At 68.9% G+C, this 16752-nt stretch carries 19 protein-coding genes and 1 tRNA gene; 7 read left to right on the top strand and 13 right to left on the bottom strand.

Annotated features, from left to right (window positions below):
* Nucleotides 1–717: 717 nt before the first annotated feature.
* The 3 genes from msrB to gpmI are packed head-to-tail and all read right to left on the bottom strand — an operon-like array spanning nt 718 to nt 3090.
* Entirely contained in the window at nt 718–1200 is a 483-nt protein-coding gene (gene msrB / locus CBM981_RS12940; protein ID WP_087068738.1) for a peptide-methionine (R)-S-oxide reductase MsrB, read from the bottom strand.
* Between the two features lie 48 nt (nt 1201–1248).
* Nucleotides 1249–1479 carry a preprotein translocase subunit SecG gene (gene secG, locus CBM981_RS12935; protein WP_087068737.1) on the bottom strand — a complete coding sequence of 77 codons (231 nt, stop codon included), beginning with the start codon at nt 1477–1479 and terminating at the stop codon, nt 1249–1251.
* Between the two features lie 24 nt (nt 1480–1503).
* Entirely contained in the window at nt 1504–3090 is a 1587-nt protein-coding gene (gene gpmI / locus CBM981_RS12930) for a 2,3-bisphosphoglycerate-independent phosphoglycerate mutase (RefSeq protein WP_225867396.1), read from the bottom strand.
* Nucleotides 3091–3456: 366 nt separating this feature from the next.
* Between gpmI and pyrR the strand changes: the two genes are divergently transcribed.
* The gene (pyrR, locus tag CBM981_RS12925; RefSeq protein WP_087068736.1) at nt 3457–4056 is read left to right on the top strand and encodes a bifunctional pyr operon transcriptional regulator/uracil phosphoribosyltransferase PyrR; all 600 of its coding nucleotides are present in this window, start codon (nt 3457–3459) and stop codon (nt 4054–4056) included.
* Here pyrR and CBM981_RS12920 read toward each other — a convergent pair.
* The 3 genes from CBM981_RS12920 to CBM981_RS12910 form a co-directional block, all read right to left on the bottom strand.
* Complete coding sequence (locus CBM981_RS12920; protein ID WP_087068735.1) at nt 4053–4271, bottom strand: ferredoxin-thioredoxin reductase variable chain; 219 nt, start codon at nt 4269–4271, stop codon at nt 4053–4055. The genes pyrR and CBM981_RS12920 overlap by 4 nt on opposite strands.
* A 64-nt stretch (nt 4272–4335) precedes the next feature.
* Complete coding sequence (locus tag CBM981_RS12915) at nt 4336–5127, bottom strand: hypothetical protein (RefSeq protein WP_087068734.1); 792 nt, start codon at nt 5125–5127, stop codon at nt 4336–4338.
* A gap of 113 nt (nt 5128–5240) precedes the next feature.
* Nucleotides 5241–6800, bottom strand: coding sequence for an Hsp70 family protein (locus tag CBM981_RS12910; RefSeq protein WP_087068733.1), 1560 nt, complete (start codon nt 6798–6800; stop codon nt 5241–5243).
* 131 nt (nt 6801–6931) lie between these two features.
* Between CBM981_RS12910 and CBM981_RS12905 the strand changes: the two genes are divergently transcribed.
* Nucleotides 6932–7162 (top strand): DNA-directed RNA polymerase subunit omega, encoded by a 231-nt coding sequence (locus CBM981_RS12905; protein WP_043369135.1) that lies wholly within the window; start codon nt 6932–6934, stop codon nt 7160–7162.
* Complete coding sequence (locus tag CBM981_RS12900; RefSeq protein WP_225867395.1) at nt 7128–7616, top strand: DUF1818 family protein; 489 nt, start codon at nt 7128–7130, stop codon at nt 7614–7616. Before CBM981_RS12905 ends, CBM981_RS12900 begins: the two co-directional genes overlap by 35 nt.
* Here CBM981_RS12900 and CBM981_RS12895 read toward each other — a convergent pair.
* A complete protein-coding gene (locus tag CBM981_RS12895) occupies nt 7561–8469 on the bottom strand; it encodes an NAD(P)-dependent oxidoreductase (RefSeq protein ID WP_087068732.1) in 909 nt (302 codons plus the stop codon). The two genes, CBM981_RS12900 and CBM981_RS12895, sit on opposite strands and share 56 nt — an antisense overlap.
* A 498-nt stretch (nt 8470–8967) precedes the next feature.
* Between CBM981_RS12895 and CBM981_RS15980 the strand changes: the two genes are divergently transcribed.
* Nucleotides 8968–9171 (top strand): DUF2811 domain-containing protein, encoded by a 204-nt coding sequence (locus CBM981_RS15980; protein ID WP_225867394.1) that lies wholly within the window; start codon nt 8968–8970, stop codon nt 9169–9171.
* A 25-nt stretch (nt 9172–9196) separates the two neighbouring features.
* Here the strand turns inward: CBM981_RS15980 and CBM981_RS12885 are convergent, their stop codons facing one another.
* The 6 genes from CBM981_RS12885 to CBM981_RS12860 all read right to left on the bottom strand — a co-directional run bounded on the left by CBM981_RS12885 (nt 9197) and on the right by CBM981_RS12860 (nt 13585).
* Nucleotides 9197–9958 (bottom strand): hypothetical protein, encoded by a 762-nt coding sequence (locus CBM981_RS12885; RefSeq protein ID WP_087068731.1) that lies wholly within the window; start codon nt 9956–9958, stop codon nt 9197–9199.
* Nucleotides 9958–10413: an EVE domain-containing protein gene (locus CBM981_RS12880; protein WP_087068730.1), complete on the bottom strand. Its 456-nt coding sequence runs from the start codon at nt 10411–10413 to the stop codon at nt 9958–9960. The genes CBM981_RS12885 and CBM981_RS12880 overlap by 1 nt, the downstream gene beginning before the upstream one ends.
* Before the next feature lie 74 nt (nt 10414–10487).
* Nucleotides 10488–11909, bottom strand: a complete 1422-nt coding sequence (murD, locus tag CBM981_RS12875) for a UDP-N-acetylmuramoyl-L-alanine--D-glutamate ligase (RefSeq protein ID WP_087068729.1) — start codon at nt 11907–11909, stop codon at nt 10488–10490.
* 33 nt (nt 11910–11942) lie between these two features.
* Nucleotides 11943–12014 (bottom strand) — tRNA-Val (locus tag CBM981_RS12870).
* 267 nt (nt 12015–12281) lie between these two features.
* A complete protein-coding gene (locus tag CBM981_RS12865; protein ID WP_172820896.1) occupies nt 12282–13067 on the bottom strand; it encodes a photosystem II S4 domain protein in 786 nt (261 codons plus the stop codon).
* The gene (locus tag CBM981_RS12860; protein ID WP_225867393.1) at nt 13067–13585 is read right to left on the bottom strand and encodes a hypothetical protein; all 519 of its coding nucleotides are present in this window, start codon (nt 13583–13585) and stop codon (nt 13067–13069) included. The genes CBM981_RS12865 and CBM981_RS12860 overlap by 1 nt, the downstream gene beginning before the upstream one ends.
* Before the next feature lie 68 nt (nt 13586–13653).
* On the opposite strand from CBM981_RS12860, the gene serA reads away from it, so the two are divergent.
* The 3 genes from serA (at nt 13654) to CBM981_RS12845 (ending at nt 16706) form a co-directional block, all read left to right on the top strand.
* The gene (gene serA / locus CBM981_RS12855; protein WP_087068728.1) at nt 13654–15240 is read left to right on the top strand and encodes a phosphoglycerate dehydrogenase; all 1587 of its coding nucleotides are present in this window, start codon (nt 13654–13656) and stop codon (nt 15238–15240) included.
* Nucleotides 15241–15311: 71 nt separating this feature from the next.
* On the top strand, nt 15312–16241 hold the full coding sequence (prmA, locus tag CBM981_RS12850) for a 50S ribosomal protein L11 methyltransferase (protein ID WP_087068727.1): 930 nt from the start codon (nt 15312–15314) through the stop codon (nt 16239–16241).
* A gap of 165 nt (nt 16242–16406) precedes the next feature.
* The gene (locus CBM981_RS12845; protein WP_087068726.1) at nt 16407–16706 is read left to right on the top strand and encodes a ferredoxin; all 300 of its coding nucleotides are present in this window, start codon (nt 16407–16409) and stop codon (nt 16704–16706) included.
* The last annotated feature ends 46 nt before the right edge of the window (nt 16707–16752 follow it).

The following is a 16752-nucleotide window of genomic DNA, read 5'->3' as shown; positions in this document are numbered from 1 at the left end:
GGTTCTGGAAGGGGGGGTGGAGGCAGGGATGGCCCTGGGGTGTTGGACGGAGTCTGGATCGAAAGCGGGGAAGGAAGTGTGGGCTGCAGGGTCGGGGCGGGGACCGAAGGGGAAAGGGCCGGCTGGTTGGATTTCTCCTGTTTGCGCTGTTCCTCCAGTTGTTCGCGGAGCGCTTGTATCTCTTGTTGATTCTTTAGATCGCGCTGCTTCTGGTCGTCCACAGCCCGATAAACCGCAACGACGGTGAGACCAATCGTTCCGATGGCTGCAAAAGTTGAAATTGTCGCTTGAAATCGGCTCATCAATCTGAATAGTCAGACAGAATGGTGGGAAAACCTGTGGGCATGACCATGCCCGGGACTTGCTCATGGCCTCACACTCTAACCAGGGGCACATGTGCTCTCGACCGCCGCCTGGGGGGCAGAGCCCCTCCCGTCCATGGTGCGGTTCCAGCATCCGGGGAGGCGAATCAGGACGACCCTGGCCGCAGTGAAAGCCTGTCGGGGCCCGTGGACCGCGTTGGAGCGCCCCAGCCTCGCGGCATGACGCCTGGTCGGGGAGTGGGCTGTGGTTCCGGTGGAGTGATCCAACGTTCAGGTTGGATTCCCGGCTACGGGGTTGCCATGACGTGACCATCGAAGCGACCATCTTCCCGGTCAGCCCCCTGCCTCAGCAGGAGCCAGTCCGGCATCAGAGGGCCGGACTGGGAGCACTGGCTCAGCCGGGCTGGAAGCGCAGTGCAACGCCGTTGTTGCAGTAGCGCTTGCCGGTGGGTCGGGGGCCATCGTTGAACACGTGTCCCTGGTGTCCCCCGCAGCGGCGGCAGTGGTATTCAGTGCGTGGAATGAGCAGTTTGAAATCCTGCTTCGTGGCAATCGCCTTCGGCAACGGTTGCCAGAAGCTGGGCCAGCCCGTGCCGCTGTCGTACTTGGTGTCCGAACTGAACAGAGGCAGCGCACAACCGGCGCAGAGGTAGGTGCCCCGGCGCTTTTCGGCATTGAGCGGGCTGGAGAACGGACGCTCGGTGCCCTCCTGGCGCAGGACCTTGTAGGCCTCCGGGCTCAAGCGCCGTTTCCATTCGGCGTTGCTCAGGGCCCAGCGTGGCTCGGTGGCTGCCGCAGCGGCCTCAGCCTGCCGCGGCTTCCAGGCCAGCGCTGCCAGGGCTGTGCCCAGGCTGGCCAGGAGATGGCGTCGGAACATGGGATGTGCTTGGGGGATCGCTGTGCGCCCAGGCCGGATGGCCGGCCGTCAGGACAGCCAGCCCGCACTCAGAACGACGGCAAGGGCAAGAAAGATGCCCAGCAGGGTCCAGGTGATGCGGTTCAGGGTCTGCTCCGCACTGCGGGCACTGGTGAACATCGACCCACCGCTGGAGGCGAGTCCGCCCATGCCATCGCCCTTCGGGCTGTGAAGCAGAACGCTCAGGATCAGCAGCACACCACTGGCGGACCAGACCCAGGCCAGAACGGAGGAGAGCATGGCGGTGGCGATGGCTGGATCAGGCTAGACGCTGAGGGGCTGATGCAGGCGGGTCGCGGCAGCGGGTACCGCGCTCGGCTCGATCAGGGACGTCCCCGTCATGCTGGCTGGCTTGGGCAGGCCAAGAATCTCCAGCAGGGTAGGGGCAATGTCGGCAAGGCCGCCGTGCTCGCGGAGCAGCACCGCGTTGCCGTGGCCCGGCAGCTTGCGCTTCTCGCCTTCCACGAGAATCACGGGAACGGGATTGGTGGTGTGGGCTGTCCAGGGTCTGCCGTCGGGTCCCACCATCACTTCGGCATTGCCGTGGTCCGCGGTGATCAGCAGGGTGCCCCCCATCCGGTTGGTGGCTTCCACCAAGCGCCCCACGCAGCGGTCCACCGTGCTGATCGCTTCGGTGGTGGCGGCGATCTGACCGGTGTGCCCCACCATGTCGGGGTTGGCGTAGTTGATCACCACCAGCGAATAGATCCCCTTCTCGATGGCCGCCACGCAGCTGTTGGTGAGCTGGTCGGCCGACATGGCCGGGGCCTGGTCGTAGGTGGCGACCCTGGGGGAGGGCACCAGGTGACGGTCTTCTCCAGGAAAAGCCTGTTCAATGCCCCCGTTCATGAAGTAGGTGACATGGGGATATTTCTCGGTTTCAGCGGTACGGAGCTGGCGGAGCCCCGCTTCCGAGATCACCTGTCCCAGAAGCCCATCGAGGGATTCCGGCGGGAAGGCCACCTCCACCGGGAGTCCCTTTTCGTACTGGGTGAAGGTGACCACATCGACGGCGGGGTGATCAACGCGCTCAAAAGCGGTGAAGTCAGCAGCGACCAGAGCCTTGATCAGCTGCCGCGCCCGGTCAGGGCGGAAGTTGAAGCAGATGAGGCCATCCCCGTCGCGCAGACGTCCGTCCTGAAGGCGCATGGGCTCGAGGAACTCATCCTCCACATCAGCGGCGTAGGACGCCGCGATGGCATCCCTCGGGGAGAGGTCGGTGGGTTGGCGGCTGTCGGTGAGCAGGCGGTAGGCCTTCTCGGTGCGATCCCAGCGGTTGTCGCGGTCCATCGCCCAGTACCGCCCGCACACGGTGACGATCCTGCCCACGCCGGCGGCCTTGATCTGCTCTTCGATGGTGGCCACGAAGCCCGGCGAGCTGTTGGGAGCGGTGTCACGTCCATCGGTGATCACGTGGATGCAGACATCCTTCAGCCCCCGGGCCGCGGCCCACTGCAGAAGGCCTCCGAGGTGGTTGACGTGGCTGTGCACGCCTCCATCGGAGCACAGGCCGATCAGATGAAGGGTGCCGCCGCGGCTGTTCAGTCGGTCGGCAAGGGCATTGATGGCGGGGTTCTCCGCCAGGGAGCCATCCCGGACGGCCTGGCTGATTCGCACCAGCTCCTGCCGGATGATGCGGCCGGAACCTATGGTGAGGTGCCCCACCTCGGAGTTGCCCATCTGCTCGTCGGGCAGGCCGACGGCAGCGCCACTGGCCTCGATCAGGGTGTGGGGGTAGGCGTGCCAGAGGGCATCCATCACCGGGGTGTCGGCGATGCGGATGGCGTTGTGGGTGCCGTCGTGGCGATGCCCCCAACCGTCCAGGATGGCGAGCACGACGGGGGCAACCACGTCTGAGCCGGCAGGAGGGCGGTCACGCAGCGCCGTGCCCACGGAGCGGTCGGGGGAGCGGTCCAGGGAGGCAGAGCTCGACGGCTGGGATGACACAGGCTGGGAGGGATTTGCTTTCACCCGACTCACCTCACACACTGGAAAGCACCTTCCAAGGCCAACCTACAGCGCGGATGTGATGGCTCTGACGCTGCCGGAGCCCGCGTCAGCCTTTGGTCACATCCTGGACTCAATGGTCTCGGGTCCGTCGGCGGGGGACGCCCGCCGGGGCAGGTCCGAGGCAACGGTGTCCCCCGCGGTTGCGGATGTCTACGATCGGCTCGCCCGCCCTGGGGTCCGAGCTTCCCCCTCACCCTCACCCTGCCTATGGCCCGGCTGGAACTGCTTTCCGGCGTCGAGCTGGCCCGGACCCTGGACCGCCTGGCCACCCAGGTGCTGGAGACGGAGCCCGACCCCCCGGCGCTTCTGCTGCTCGGCATTCCGACGCGGGGCGTGGCCTTGGCGGAGGTGCTGGCCCATCGCCTCGAAGCGCTGTGCGGCCATGCCGTGGATTGCGGCTCCCTCGATCCCACGTTTCATCGCGATGACCTGGACCGCGTGGGCACCCGCCTGGTTCAGCCCACGGCGATGCCCGTGGGGCTGGAGGGTCGTCACGTGGTGCTGGTGGATGACGTGATCTTCACGGGCCGTACGGTGCGGGCGGCCCTGGAGGCGCTGCAGGCCTGGGGCAGGCCGCGGCGGGTGAGCCTGCTGGTGATGGTGGATCGAGGCCACCGCGAGTTGCCGATCCAGCCTGACTTCTGCGGTCGCGTGGTTCCCACCCGCCTGCAGGAGTCGATTCAGCTCTGCCTGCGGGGCATCGATCCGGAGGAAGGCGTGTACCTGCTCACCCCAGCGGTGGGTGGGGCTGGGGCGGAGGTGAGCCCGACGCCATCGTCTGCGCCCTCCTCCGCGCCCTCCCCCTAGACGGCTTCGAGTTCGTCGGGTCGGAAGTGGGCCCGGAACTTGCCGAAGGCCACCACCACGGGCAGTGTGGGGCTGATCACGCGACCCTTCCAGGAGTCCAGCACGGTGTGAACCTCGCCCTGCTGGCCCATCAGATCAAAGGCCTCGCCGCGATGCTGGGGGTGGTGGTAAACCACCACGCTCTGGCAGACCTTGACCTGATCCCCTGGCTGCATGGAAGGGTGCGGTGTCTTTGCCCCAATCTTGTCATGGGCCCTCTCCCCCACTCTGCTGGGGTGGTCAGCGCTGGCAGCCGGTTTCCGGGCCCGCTTCCACCACCTTGCCCCCAAGGGCCGCGCAGGCGCCCTGGAAGGCGGCCCATTCGTCCATCCCGCTGGCCAGTCGCCGCTGCACTTCCTGATCGAGTTGATCGACCGGCACGGTGTGGGGAAGGGAACCGTGTCCGTCCCGCTCACGCTCCTGGCCGCGCAGGCTGCTGATGCCTGCCTGCACCTCCGCCTTCACCCCCTCACCCTGTTGCTTCCACCAGGGATGGTCGATCCGGTTGAGGGCTTCGAGCGCTTCCCACCAACGCTTCTCGGCACTGAGGCGCTGGGCACGGTCCAGGAGTTGCTGGTTGCGGGTCCAGATCTCCTGCAGCCGGTTCCCCAGGGCCCGTCGGTCGGGTCGGCGATGCTCGCCCATCGGCTCGAGCAGGGCCAGGCTGCCCTCCAGATCCCCGGCGTTGAAGCGCGCCAGGGCCCGGTTCTTGAGGTCCTGTTGCCACGCATCGAGCTGTTGCCGATCCTCCGTCGTGCCCGCTTCGGAGTTCACCAGCTGCAGTTGCAGGCGCAGCGCCTCCCCCCACTTCTCCTGATCCCAGAGCTGGCCGGCCTTGCGCCGTCGGCACTGGCCCTGCTCGCCGGGGGCTCCACCCCCCAGCCACCGCAGCGCCTGCAGCTGTTCGCTGTAGCGCAGGCAGGCGTCCAGATCACCGCGGGCAGAGGAGGCCTCCAGGCGCTTCGGCAGCTGCTGCTCCCACCAGTAGGCCACACCCACTGCTGTTGCGACGAGCCCGAGGGTGATGCCCAACCAGAAACGAGGCAGTCGGTGCTGACGCAGCGCCAAGGGGAAGGAGTCCACCTGTAGACCGCACTTATGTAAGCGTCCGGGGGGCAGGCTGGCAGCCGACAGGGCCAGCTCGTTCAGCGAACCGCGCCCAGGTCCCGTGGTTCCGAGCGTTCACCCGTCAGCAGGTCCGTCACCGCCAGCATCAGCCGGCCGCGCCCGTCGATGCCGAAGGCCAGCTGCAGGCGGTCCTGTCCGCGGCATCCGGGAGGAACCAGCTCCAGGGGCCGTGGTTGACAGGGCCAGGGCTCCACGCCCGCGGAGCCGGCCTGCCGTTGGCGCAGCACGGGCAGGCCGGCCTCGAACACCACCTCCCGGCGTTCCTCAGCGCGGGGTTCACCCAGCACCAGTTCCAGCGCTGTCTGCCCGTCCCTGCTGCAGGCCAGCACCAGTTCCAGGGGCTGGTCGGTGGGCCAGCTCTGCCCGGCCATGAACAGCGGGTGCCAGTGATGCCGGCCACTGCGCTGTTCCCAGCAACGCAGGCTCACCCCATGGCTGAGCACGTCACGCACCTGTACGCCCGGCGTGAGGGCCAGGGCGCCGAGGGCCACGGCTTCCACAGGCCGCTGGGCGCGGATGGCCACGCCGCTGCAGCGCGACTCCAGCCATGCCCGGATCGCCCCGAGGCGGCTGCCGCCACCGACCGGCAGAACGGCGGCGATGTGGGTCAGGCCGATGCCGGCGCGGCGTCCGGCGGCGAGCACCTGCTCGAGCAGCGCATCCAGCTCGGCCAGCAGCCCCCGCTCCTGGAGCAGAGCGTCCAGCTCCCGGCGGGTCAGACGCCACTCCAGGGGCTGTCGCCCGGGAGGGGCCACGATCACCCGGGCCTCGTCGCTCTCGCTCAGGCGGCATTTCAGCTGTTCCGCCGCGTCCAGCAGGGCGGGTGTGTCCCAGCTCGCTCCCGCCGCCGGCGGGCAGAGGGACTGGGCGATCCAGCGGTCGATGTCACGCCCACCGATCGCCACGCCCGCCTTGCCGATCACCTGGGCGCAGCGCAGGGCCTGCCGGCTGTTGTGGAGATCTCTGCCCGCGAAGCGCAGCAGCTGGGCGATCGGCATCGCTCGTCCCTCGCCCCCCTCCAGCCGCACCAGCGAGAGATCGATCGTGCCACCCCCCACATCCACCACCAGCACCGTGCTGCCCGCAGGCAGGCCGGCACCGATGGCCGCTGCGGTGGGTTCGTCCACCAGGGCCAGCTCCGCCACCTCCAGATCGCGGCAGGCTTCCACCAGCCAGCTGCGGTAGTTCCGGTACCCCTCGACCGGCGCGGTGAGCACGAGCCGGCTCGGCTCGAGGCCGGCAGGCAGGGATCGCCAGATGTGCTGCAACAGCAGGGCTGCGGCAGCTTCAGGGCTCAGGGGCAGGCCGGCCGGCGCCGGCGGATTCAAGCCGATCCGTCGCTTGAAATCCCGGTGGAGCTCCGGGCCGCTGCTCAGGACCAGGCCGGCCTCGAGCACCTGGCGACCCAGGAGCGGCCTTGGGCTGTCCGGGGCAGCCATCCACACCAGCGAGGGGACCACGGGGGGCTCATCCAGGCTGTAGGGCGGCAGCGCCACCAGGCCGGGCTGGCCACCCGGCGGCTGAAAGGCCACCACGGTGGTGGTGCTGCCAAGGTCGATGGCCAGAGTGCCTACCATCGGGCTCTTCTAACCGTTCGTCCGCGCCGCTGCCGCCCCGATGCCGAGGTGCTGGGGTCCGCCTGCCAGGCGCAAGGCTGGGGTGGCCCCGAGGCAGTGCCTTACGCTGATTCAACTGTGCAGTGAATCAGATGCAGCGCGGACTGGATGTCAACGCCAAGGATCTGGCCCAGCGTGCCGAAAGTCTGATCCGTCACTCCAGCAACCGTTACCTCACCACCGTTCGCATCGCTTTTCGCGCCAAGCAGCGTCGCTTCGATGACTTTGACGGGCTGCTGGATGAGTCCATGATCAAGCCGGTGCAACGGGCGATCGTGGAACTCAGCGATGAGCAGGATCAGCCTGCCCTGCTGCCGGGCTGAGGTCTCCCCCGCGCAGGTCCCCCTCACCCCGGCCTCGCGGATGCGTGTCGTGGAGGGCCCGGGCTGGCGGCTGGCCGTGGAGGCCGAGCGACAGCACTGGCCTGTGCTGATCGGTGGCGAGGGCTGGGCGGCCGAATTCACCTGGCGGGAGGCCGCTCTGCTGCGGCGCTGCGTGCTGCAGCTCGTGGGGCAGCTCGAGGGGATCGCCGACCAGCTGATGGCGGACGAGGCCATCACCCTGGAGGTCGAGACCCCCTGTCCTCCGGGTTCCCTCTGGGTGGAGCTGGAGGGGCATCGCGCTGCCTGGCGGCTTCGCTTCGTGCTGGCCCCCGCAGATGGCAGCCGAGGCCTGGAGGGCAGCTGGAGTGAGCAGGCCAGCGGCCCGCTGGTCGCGGCCCTCACGCATTGCGAGGTCCTGCAGAGGGAGCGGGGGGAGGTGGGGCCGGCCCGGTGAGTCTGTGCAGCGCGCTGTAGTCGAGACGATCGAGCGGCGTGCCGCGGGCCTGGTCCAGCAGCAGCTCCAGGCCGGCTAATCCCGTGGTGTCGAGGCCGTGCTGGCGAGCTGCGGCCAGGAACAGCTGCAGATCCTTGCGCAGGTGCGCGGTGGGGAAGTTGGGATGGGTGAAATCGTCGGCCAGCAGCCTGGGCAGCTTCTTGTCAAAGGTGGGTGCATGCAGGGCGCTGCCGCGGAGCACCGCCATGAACTGCTCCACGTCGACCCCGGCAGCCTGCACCAGATGCAGCGACAGGCTGAAGGCGTGGGTGAGGCTGGCGATCAACTGGTTCAGCGCCAGCTTGGTTTCCAGGGCACTGCCCACCGCGCCGAACCACTTCGGCTGGGGTCCGAGATGCCGCAGCAGAGGAAGGGCTTCGCGGTAGAGATCCTCATCGCCGCCCACCAGGATCTGCAGGGTGCCGGCCAGGGCCTCCGGCCGGCTGCCGAGCACGGGCGCCTCCAGGTAGGCGGCACCCCGCTGCGGCAGTGCTTCGGCGAGCTGACGACTGGCGTCGGGGGCGATGGTCCCCATCTGCAGCACCCGCTGCCCCTGCCACCGGAGGTCATCGGCGGGCAGCAGCACCTGGCGACAGGCCCCACCGTCGCTGAGCGCCGTGATCACCCAGCGGCTCGGGAGCACGGCCTCGGCGGCCGTCGCGCAGGCCTCGGCCCCGAGGGCCACCAGGGGCTGCAGCCGCTCGGGGTGGCGATTCCACACCCGCAGCGTCAGCCCCTGCTGCAGCAGCCGCTGGCCGATGGCGGTACCCAGCAGGCCCGTGCCCAGCAGGGCGATCGGCAGCGAGGCAGACATCGGGGCGTGGCGGTTCCCACCAGCTTCCGATGGCGCGCTCAGCTGAGTCCCAGGCCCCTCGTCTGGGGGAATCAGCATTGCTGATCGATCCGGGTTCCCCAGCCACGGCCTGGGTTTTCCCCAGCTTTTCCAGACCGCTGCCACCGCCGCTGCTCACGGCTGCCCCGTGCTGGGGAGAAGGGCTGCCGGGGGGTGGGGAAATCCCCGGACCCTTGACAGGCCCGGCCAGGGCCTTTGTGGGGGGGTGCGGTGGGGAGCAGGCCGGCCACCATGCAGGTGTGGCGGACGATCTCAGGATGGGAGGGGGACGCCCCGCCCCCGCGGCCAGCGATTTGACGTGGGTGGGCAGCTGTGGACTACTGGTGCCCACTTCGGGATCTGGTGGTGATGTCCTGCAGCCACGGGTGGAGCCAAGGGTGCAGCCATGGGCAGCTCGGGCCCGGTGATGGGCCGCCAGCGGCAGGCCTGCGGACGCCTCGCTCCGCGGACCCCGGCACCGTGAGCCTCCAGGCCCGGGTGCCGGAGGAGCTGGTGCTGTCGATGCGGCGGTTCCTCGAAAGCCACCCCAACTGGGACCAGTACCGCCTGGTGCAGGCGGCCCTGGCCGGTTTCCTGGTGCAGAACGGTGTGAGAAACCGCGAGCTCACCCGCTGTTATCTGGCCAATCTGTTTCCCGGCCAGTCCGGCCTTCGCCCGTTCTGACGGGGGCGTGGCGGCGACGCCGGACTCACGCTGGCGCTTCCGGGTCCGGCGGTCCGGGAAACAGCTGGCGGTAGGCCGCCACCTGGATGCAGGTGGCCACGGGCAAGGTGATGGCCAGTCCGATCAGCAGGAACAGAAATCCGGCCAGCACCACCAGGCCCAGCACCAGGGTGAGCCCGAGCGCCTGGAGCCAGTGGGGATCGATCGCCTGGCGTCCGAGGCGGAATGCCCTCAGGGGGGCCGCTGGGCCGAGCACGCTGATCGGCAGACAGAGCAGCTGGTCGGTGACCAGATAGATCCCCACGGCCCATCCCGCCAGCAGAGGCAGCCACGCCAGTGCCGGCTGAATCAGGGCGATCAGCCAGGCACTGGCCTGGGCCAGCCGCGCGATCAGGCTGAGCACCAGCAGAACCAGGGCGAGGGTGCCCCCTCCCCGCAGCATCGCCCTGCCGTCGGGGCGCAGCATCCGGCGCAGACGGGGGCGGTGATGGCCGAGAGCCTGGTGGGCACCCTGCAGCAACCCCAGCGCCAGCCAGAGGTTGCTGAGTCCCCAGCCGATCCAGGCCAGGATCAGGGTCAGCTCGGCACGGCGATCGGGCTGTCCGAAGGGGGTGAGCAGCTGCTCCTGCTGAGCCTGAATGGTCAGCTGCCCCACCAGGTTGATGGCGCCGGTCACCAGGGTGAAGGCCACGAAGGGCACGGGCGCTCGGCTGAAGGCTCCCCAGCCCTCCTCCACGGCGCGCCGGATGGCGATGGCGGGCGGCGTTGCAACCCCGGGCTCCGGCATCAGCCCTCCAGGAGGTGCAGCAGAGTGCGGGCCGTGGCGTCAGGCACGGGCAGGATCGAGAGACGGTTCCCGCGCTTCACCACCCCCAGCTCTTCGGGCTCGAACGCCTGCCTGAGGGCCTCCAGGCTGAGCATCCTGGGAAACGTCCTGCGGTGGCGAAGCCGGGCACAGTCCCAGCGGGGGCTTTCCGGTTTGGAGGCGGCATCGAAATACTTGGAGGCGGGATCGAACTGGCTTGGATCGATCAGCAGGGTCTCGATCACCTCCATCAGACCGACAACGCCCGGTGGCTTGGTGTTGGAGTGATAGAAGAAAGCCAGGTCGCCCGGTTTCATGCTGCGCATGAAGTTGCGAGCCTGATAGTTGCGAATCCCATCCCAGAGGGTTGTGCCTTCGCGCTCGAGGTCCTGAATGCCGTACACCTCAGGTTCGCTTTTCATCAACCAGTAGGCCATGGCGTCTGCCTGCTTGGGGTCATGCTACGGAGCACCGCCTGGCAGCTGGACCCGGCCCCTTCCCCTTCGGCAGCTCAGCGGGCAAGCGTGAGCACCAGGGAGCGGAAATGCTCCCCGCGGGCTTCGAAGTCGGCGTACTGATCGAAGCTGGCGCACGCCGGCGAGAGCAGCACGGCGCGGCAGTGGAGCTCCAGGGCCAGCGCCCGCGCCCGGGGAACAGCCTCCTCCAGACCGCCGCAGAGGTGAATCGCGCCGTCGAAGCCAGCTCCCTCGAGCAGCGACTGGAATTCGGCCTGGGCCGCGCCGTACAGCACCACGGCGCGGGCGTTCTGCTTCAGGGCTTCCAGCCAGCCGCCGGCTTCCCCGATCTTGGCCTGCCCCCCGGCGAGCACCACCAGAGGCCCCGCCAGCGCCCGCACGGCCACCTCCGCGGCGTCGTAGTTGGTGGCCTTGCTGTCGTTGTAGTAGGTCACACCGCCGTGCTCGTGGATGCGCTCCAGGCGATGGGGTACCCCGGGGAAGCTCCGGAAGGCCCGCTCCATCTGCTCCCCGCTCAGGCCGGCTTCAAGGCCGGCGGCGATCGACAGCATCATGTTCTGTCGGTTGTGCTCCCCTGGCATGGCGAGGCAGTCGGCGGCCATCAGGTTCTGGCAGGTGCCGTGCCAGTCGTGCATGACCCGTCCTGCCTCGACCCAGAGGCGGGGTCGGATCTCCCCCGGCAGCCCCTGGCGGGGCCCGGCTGTCACCCAGCAGGCCTGCGGCCAGCTGGCGGCATGGTCCCGCAGATCAGGATCATCGCCGTTGAGCACCTGGACCATGCTGCGCTCCAGAAGGCTGCGCTTGATTGCCCGGTATGCCCTCAGCGTGCCGTGCCGCTCCAGGTGGTCCGGAGTCAGGGTGGTCCAGATGCCGATGCGGGGGGCCACCTCGGGCGCGGCCTCGATCTGATAGCTGCTCAGTTCCACCACCATCCAGGTGGGCAGTCCCGCCGTGCTGCTGCGGCGCTCGAGCACCAGTTCCGCTGCCGAAACGCCCACATTGCCCGCCATCGGGGCATCCAGGCCGCTGGCCTGCAGCAGATGGTGCACGAGGTGCGTCACGGTGGTCTTGCCGTTGGTCCCCGTGATGCCGATCCAGGGCACGGGACGGCTGGCCTCCCAGGCCGGAACGAGCTCGCCATGGATCCGGATGCCCCGGCTCCTGAGCTCGTTGAGCACCGGCAGGTCCCAGCGGATGCCCGGACTGAGGATCAACCGGTGCAGGCCACCCTCGAGCTGCCGATCCAGCTGGCTGAGGCTCGAGCTGTCCAGGGGGACGCCGAGCCTCACATCGATCCCCAGCTGCCGGAGGGTGTTCGCCCGAGCCTGCGCTTCGGGTGTGTCGACGGACTCGATCAGGCACACACGCTGCCCCAGGCTTTGCAGCAGCTTTGCGGCACCACAGCCTGAGCGACCGAGCCCAACGACAACCGAGGCATCCTGGGCCGGGGTGGACATCGGGGAAGGCGCTGGTGGGCGCTGATGTGGAAGTGGGCGATACTGGAATCGAACCAGTGACTCCTACCGTGTCAAGGTAGTGCTCTACCTCTGAGCTAATCGCCCGTGCTCCTGCAGTGAACATCGCTGGCGATGTTCATGGGATTCTGTTCTGATTCTGCATCCTGTTCAGATGCAGCGGGAACCGCATGGGATGCAGTGGGAACTGCATGGGCCGGTGTCGCAGACAGGTTCGCGGGGGCGATGACGTCGCAACTCCGGTGCGTCGAACATCCGAGGACTGTTCGCAGCACTCCGCTGAACAGAGCCAGTGAAACCTAGCAGCAGGCCTGTCGTCTCCCCCTCCGGACCGCTCCATTGCGGCGGGCGCTCTCACTGCCGCACCAGGGCGATGCGCCAGCGGTCCCGTTTCGTCGCCGTGATCGTGCCCACCTGCAGCTCGCCACGACCGCTCAACTGCACCCGATCCCCCGCCTGCAACTCCTGGCCCGGGCGGGTGGTCACGGCCCAGTTGAGCCGAACGGCTCCGTTGCGGATCAGGGTCACCATCCGGTTGCGGGAGATCCCGAAGCCGGCGGAGGCCACCGCATCGAGCCGGGTGGAGGCCTCCACGGTGTGGAGCTGCCTGGCCTGGCGCCGCGCCGGCGGCTGCAGCTGGGCCAGGGAAAGCCGTTCGCAGCTCACCGACACGCTGCGCATCTCGAGGGTGAGCCCTGAAGCAGGCCACGGAGCCTCCGCGGCGACGATGGCCTGAGCCCCCCGGTCACCGCGCAGCCACAGGTCTCCGATCGCATCCTCGGGCCAGCCGTGCCGCACCAGCGCGGCCCTGAAGTCGTCTGGATCGGCAGGATCGAAGAGGAAGTTACCGCTGAGGCTCAGCCCCTGCAGTGCGGCATCAGTTGCTGCCGGCTCCACCTCCGCATCACGCCGCCGCAGCAGCAGCCGGCAGCGCTCCGCGCCTGGATGGCCCCCCACGGCACGCAGCTCCAGCTCGGCCAGCGCCCCAAGCCGGGCCATGGCTTCCTCCAGCACCGCGCCTTCCAGAAAGCCCGTCCACTGGGGCTGCCAGGTGCGGAGCGCCCGTTCAGCCGTATCGATCACCATCCCCAGCCGCTCGGGGTGGTGGCTGCCGGCCAGCAGGTCGGTACGGGGGAGCATCAGCTTTCTGCCAGCCTCACCACAGCCTGGGGTCTGGCCTCCTGCAGCAGGCGCCACGGCATCTCCACGCCGTTCGGCGTTTCCGCCAGGAGCAGCCAGCTGCCCTCCTCCAGCCGGTTGCGCAGGCCGCGGATGCGGTCGTCCTCCTCGGAGGTCACACTGGCCGCGGCGGCGAAGCTGCCCATCCAGCCTGAGCCCAGGCCGAGCAGCCCGCCGATCAGGTGCTGACTCCAGGCGCCGGCGAAGGCGAAGGTGTCCAGGTCGGTGATGTAGGTGAAGGTGAGCCCGGCGAGGAAGCCGAAGGGGAGGAGCCAGCGGGCCATGCTGCGCTGCCGCTGTCGCCGCGCCGCCGCCGGATTGAGCCGGTCCACCGCCACCAGTGGCGTCTCCCCCTCGCCGATCGCCACGAGCTCCAGCATCGGTGGCTGCTGCTCCGAGAGACGCTGCTGCAGCTGGCGCAGCCGTTTGCGATCGTTCAGCACCACCACCACGCTCGTTCCCACGCCGCCTTGCCCCATGAATCCGATCGGGGTGATTCTGGCTGCTCACTACACTGCACCTCCGGCTTTCCTCCGACCCGCCGGGCATGACCAAGGTTCTCGTTTCTGATCCCATCGACCAGGCGGGGATCGACATCCTGTCGCAGGTGGCGCAGGTGGACCTGCGGCCCGGCCTCGCCCCCGAGGAGCTCGCCCGGATCATCGGCGACTACGACGCCCTGATGATCCGCTCCGGCACCACGGTGACCGCTGACATCATCGCCGCGGCCGACAGGCTGCGCATCATCGGCCGCGCCGGTGTGGGGGTGGACAACGTGGACGTGCCGGCGGCCACCAAGCGCGGCGTGCTGGTGGTGAACTCCCCGGAAGGCAACACGATCGCCGCCGCCGAGCATGCCCTGGCGCTGATGCTGTCGCTCTCGCGCCACGTGCCCCATGCCCATGGCAGCACCATGGCGGGCGGCTGGGACCGCAAGACCTACGTGGGCAATGAGCTCTACAAGAAGAAGCTGGGCGTGGTGGGCCTGGGCAAGATCGGCTCCCACGTGGCCCGTGTCGCCAAGGCGATGGGGATGGAGCTGCTGGCCTACGACCCCTTTGTGTCCCCGGAGCGGGCCCAGTCGATGCAGGTGAAGCTGCTGCCCCTGGCCGAGCTCTTCGCCGACGCGGACTACATCAGCCTGCATCTGCCGCGCACGCCCGACACCGAGAACCTGGTGAATGCGGCGCTGCTGCGCACCATGAAGCCCACGGCGCGCCTGGTGAACTGTGCCCGCGGGGGGATCGTGGATGAGGCGGCCCTGGCCGAGGCCGTCGAGGCCGGGGTGATCGCCGGAGCCGCCCTGGATGTGTACGCCAAGGAACCGCTGGCGGCCGAGTCCCCGCTGCGGAGCGTGAAGGAGCGGCTGGTGCTCACCCCCCACCTGGGGGCCAGCACGGCCGAGGCCCAGGAGAACGTGGCCATCGACGTGGCGGAGCAGATCCGGGACGTGCTGCTGGGTCTGCCGGCCCGCAGCGCCGTGAACATTCCCGGTCTGAATGCCGAGGTGATGGAGCAGCTCAAGCCCCATCTGCAGCTGGCCGAGACCCTGGGCCAGCTGCTCAGCCAGCTGGCCGGCGGTGCCATCAGCGAGCTGGAGGTGCGGCTGCAGGGCGAGTTCGCCGGCCATCCGGCCCAGCCCCTGGTGGTGGCGGCGCTCAAGGGCCTGCTCTCCACCGCCCTGGGGGATTCGATCAACTACGTGAACGCCAGCCTCGAGGCCAAGGACCGGGGCATCCACGTGCTGGAGGTGAAGGACGGTGCATCCCGGGATTACGCCGGGGGTTCGCTCCAGCTCAGCTCCCGCAGCAGCCTGGGCAACCACAGTGTCACCGGGGCCGTGTTCGCCGATGGCGAGCTGCGGGTCACCAGCATCGACGAATTCCCGGTGAACGTGACCCCCAGCCGCCACATGCTCTTCACCCGGCACCGCGACATGCCCGGGATCATCGGCCAGATCGGCTCGGTGCTGGGCGAGCACAACGTGAACATCGCCTCGATGCAGGTGGGGCGCCGCATCGTGCGGGGCGATGCGGTGATGGTGCTGAGCCTCGATGACCCCATCCCCCCCAGCCTGCTGGCCTGTGTGCATGCCATCAACGGCATCCAGGAGGCCCACCCCGTCACCCTCTGAGGCGCAAGCGCCGGACGCCGCCCTGCGGCGATCCCGCGCCGGTCGCCGTACGTCCCCCCGCCAGTTGATCGATGGCCTTGTCGTGGTGGCGCCTGGAGCTCGCCGTGCTTCCCGAGCTGGAGGAGTCGCTCCTGTGGAAGCTGCAGGAGCTCGGCATCGGGCGGGTGGCCATCCAGCACCGGCCCGAGCGACCGGAGCAGCGGCAGCTTCTGGCCTGGTTGCCGGCCAGTGAATGGCCCGAGGGCGAGCGGCAGACCCTGGAGGCGGCCCTGGCACGCCTGGCCGATCCCTTTGGCCTGACCCTCCCTCCGCTGCACTGGCAGCAGCAGGACGAGGAGGACTGGAGCCTCAGCTGGAAGCAGCACTGGCAGCCCGATCCGGTGGGCCAGCGCCTGCTGATCCTGCCGGCCTGGCTGGACCTGCCCCCCGAGCATGGGCACCGTCTGGTGATCCGGATGGATCCGGGCAGTGCCTTCGGCACCGGCAGCCATCCCACCACCAGGCTCTGCCTCGAGGCCATCGAGGCCCTCGCCGCGGGCCCTGATGCCGGCCCTGCGTCCTGGCGGGGTCTGGAGGGCTGCACCGTGGCCGACCTCGGCTGCGGCAGCGGCATCCTCGGCATTGCCGCGCTGCTGCAGGGAGCTGGTCGGGTGGTGGCGGCTGACACCGATGCGCTGGCGGTGCGTGCCACGCGCGAGAACGCGGCCGTGGGGGGGTGCCAGGACCGGCTGCAGGTGGTGCAGGGCTCGGTGGAAGCCCTGGCGGAACTGCTGGACGGCCGGCCGGCCGACCTGCTGCTCTGCAACATCCTGGCGCCGGTGATCGAGGCCCTCTGCCCGGCCTTCAGCGCGGTGCTGGCTCCCGGTGGCGTGGGCCTGCTCAGTGGGCTGCTGGTGGATCAGGTGCCCCGTCTCGAGGCGGTTCTGGCCGCCGAGGGATGGCGCAGCGAGCTGGCCAGCCGGCAGAGCGCCTGGGGGCTGCTGCGGATCTGGAAGGCCTGAGGCCACGGCCCGATGTCGCATAAGGCACGCTGATCTGTGCTTGCCCTTTGATTGGCCTTCCAGCCCCCGGGGCAGGAAATCGGCGGGAAGGGCCGGTGGAGGATGTAGGAAGGGCGGGTCCTACAGGCCCGGTCGCCCGGGTGCCTGTGAGCCCCATTCCCTTCCATGGCTTCCTACAAGGTCACCCTCATCAACGAGAGCGAAGGCCTCAACAAGACCATCGAGGTTCCTGACGACCAGTACATCCTCGACGCCGCTGAAGAGCAGGGCATCGACCTCCCCTATTCCTGCCGTGCCGGTGCCTGCAGCACCTGCGCCGGCAAGCTCACCTCCGGAACCGTTGATCAGTCGGATCAAAGCTTCCTCGACGACGACCAGATCGAAGCTGGTTTCGTGCTCACCTGCGTGGCCTACCCCACCAGCGACTGCACCATCAAGACCCACGCCGAGGAAGAGCTCTACTGAGCTCCGCCACGCTCCCAGCCTCCCCCCTCTGGCCTCTCCCGCTCGG

Source organism: Cyanobium sp. NIES-981, from assembly GCF_900088535.1.
In the GTDB taxonomy this organism is placed as follows: domain Bacteria; phylum Cyanobacteriota; class Cyanobacteriia; order PCC-6307; family Cyanobiaceae; genus NIES-981.
This window is presented reverse-complemented; position numbering and strand designations above follow the sequence as displayed.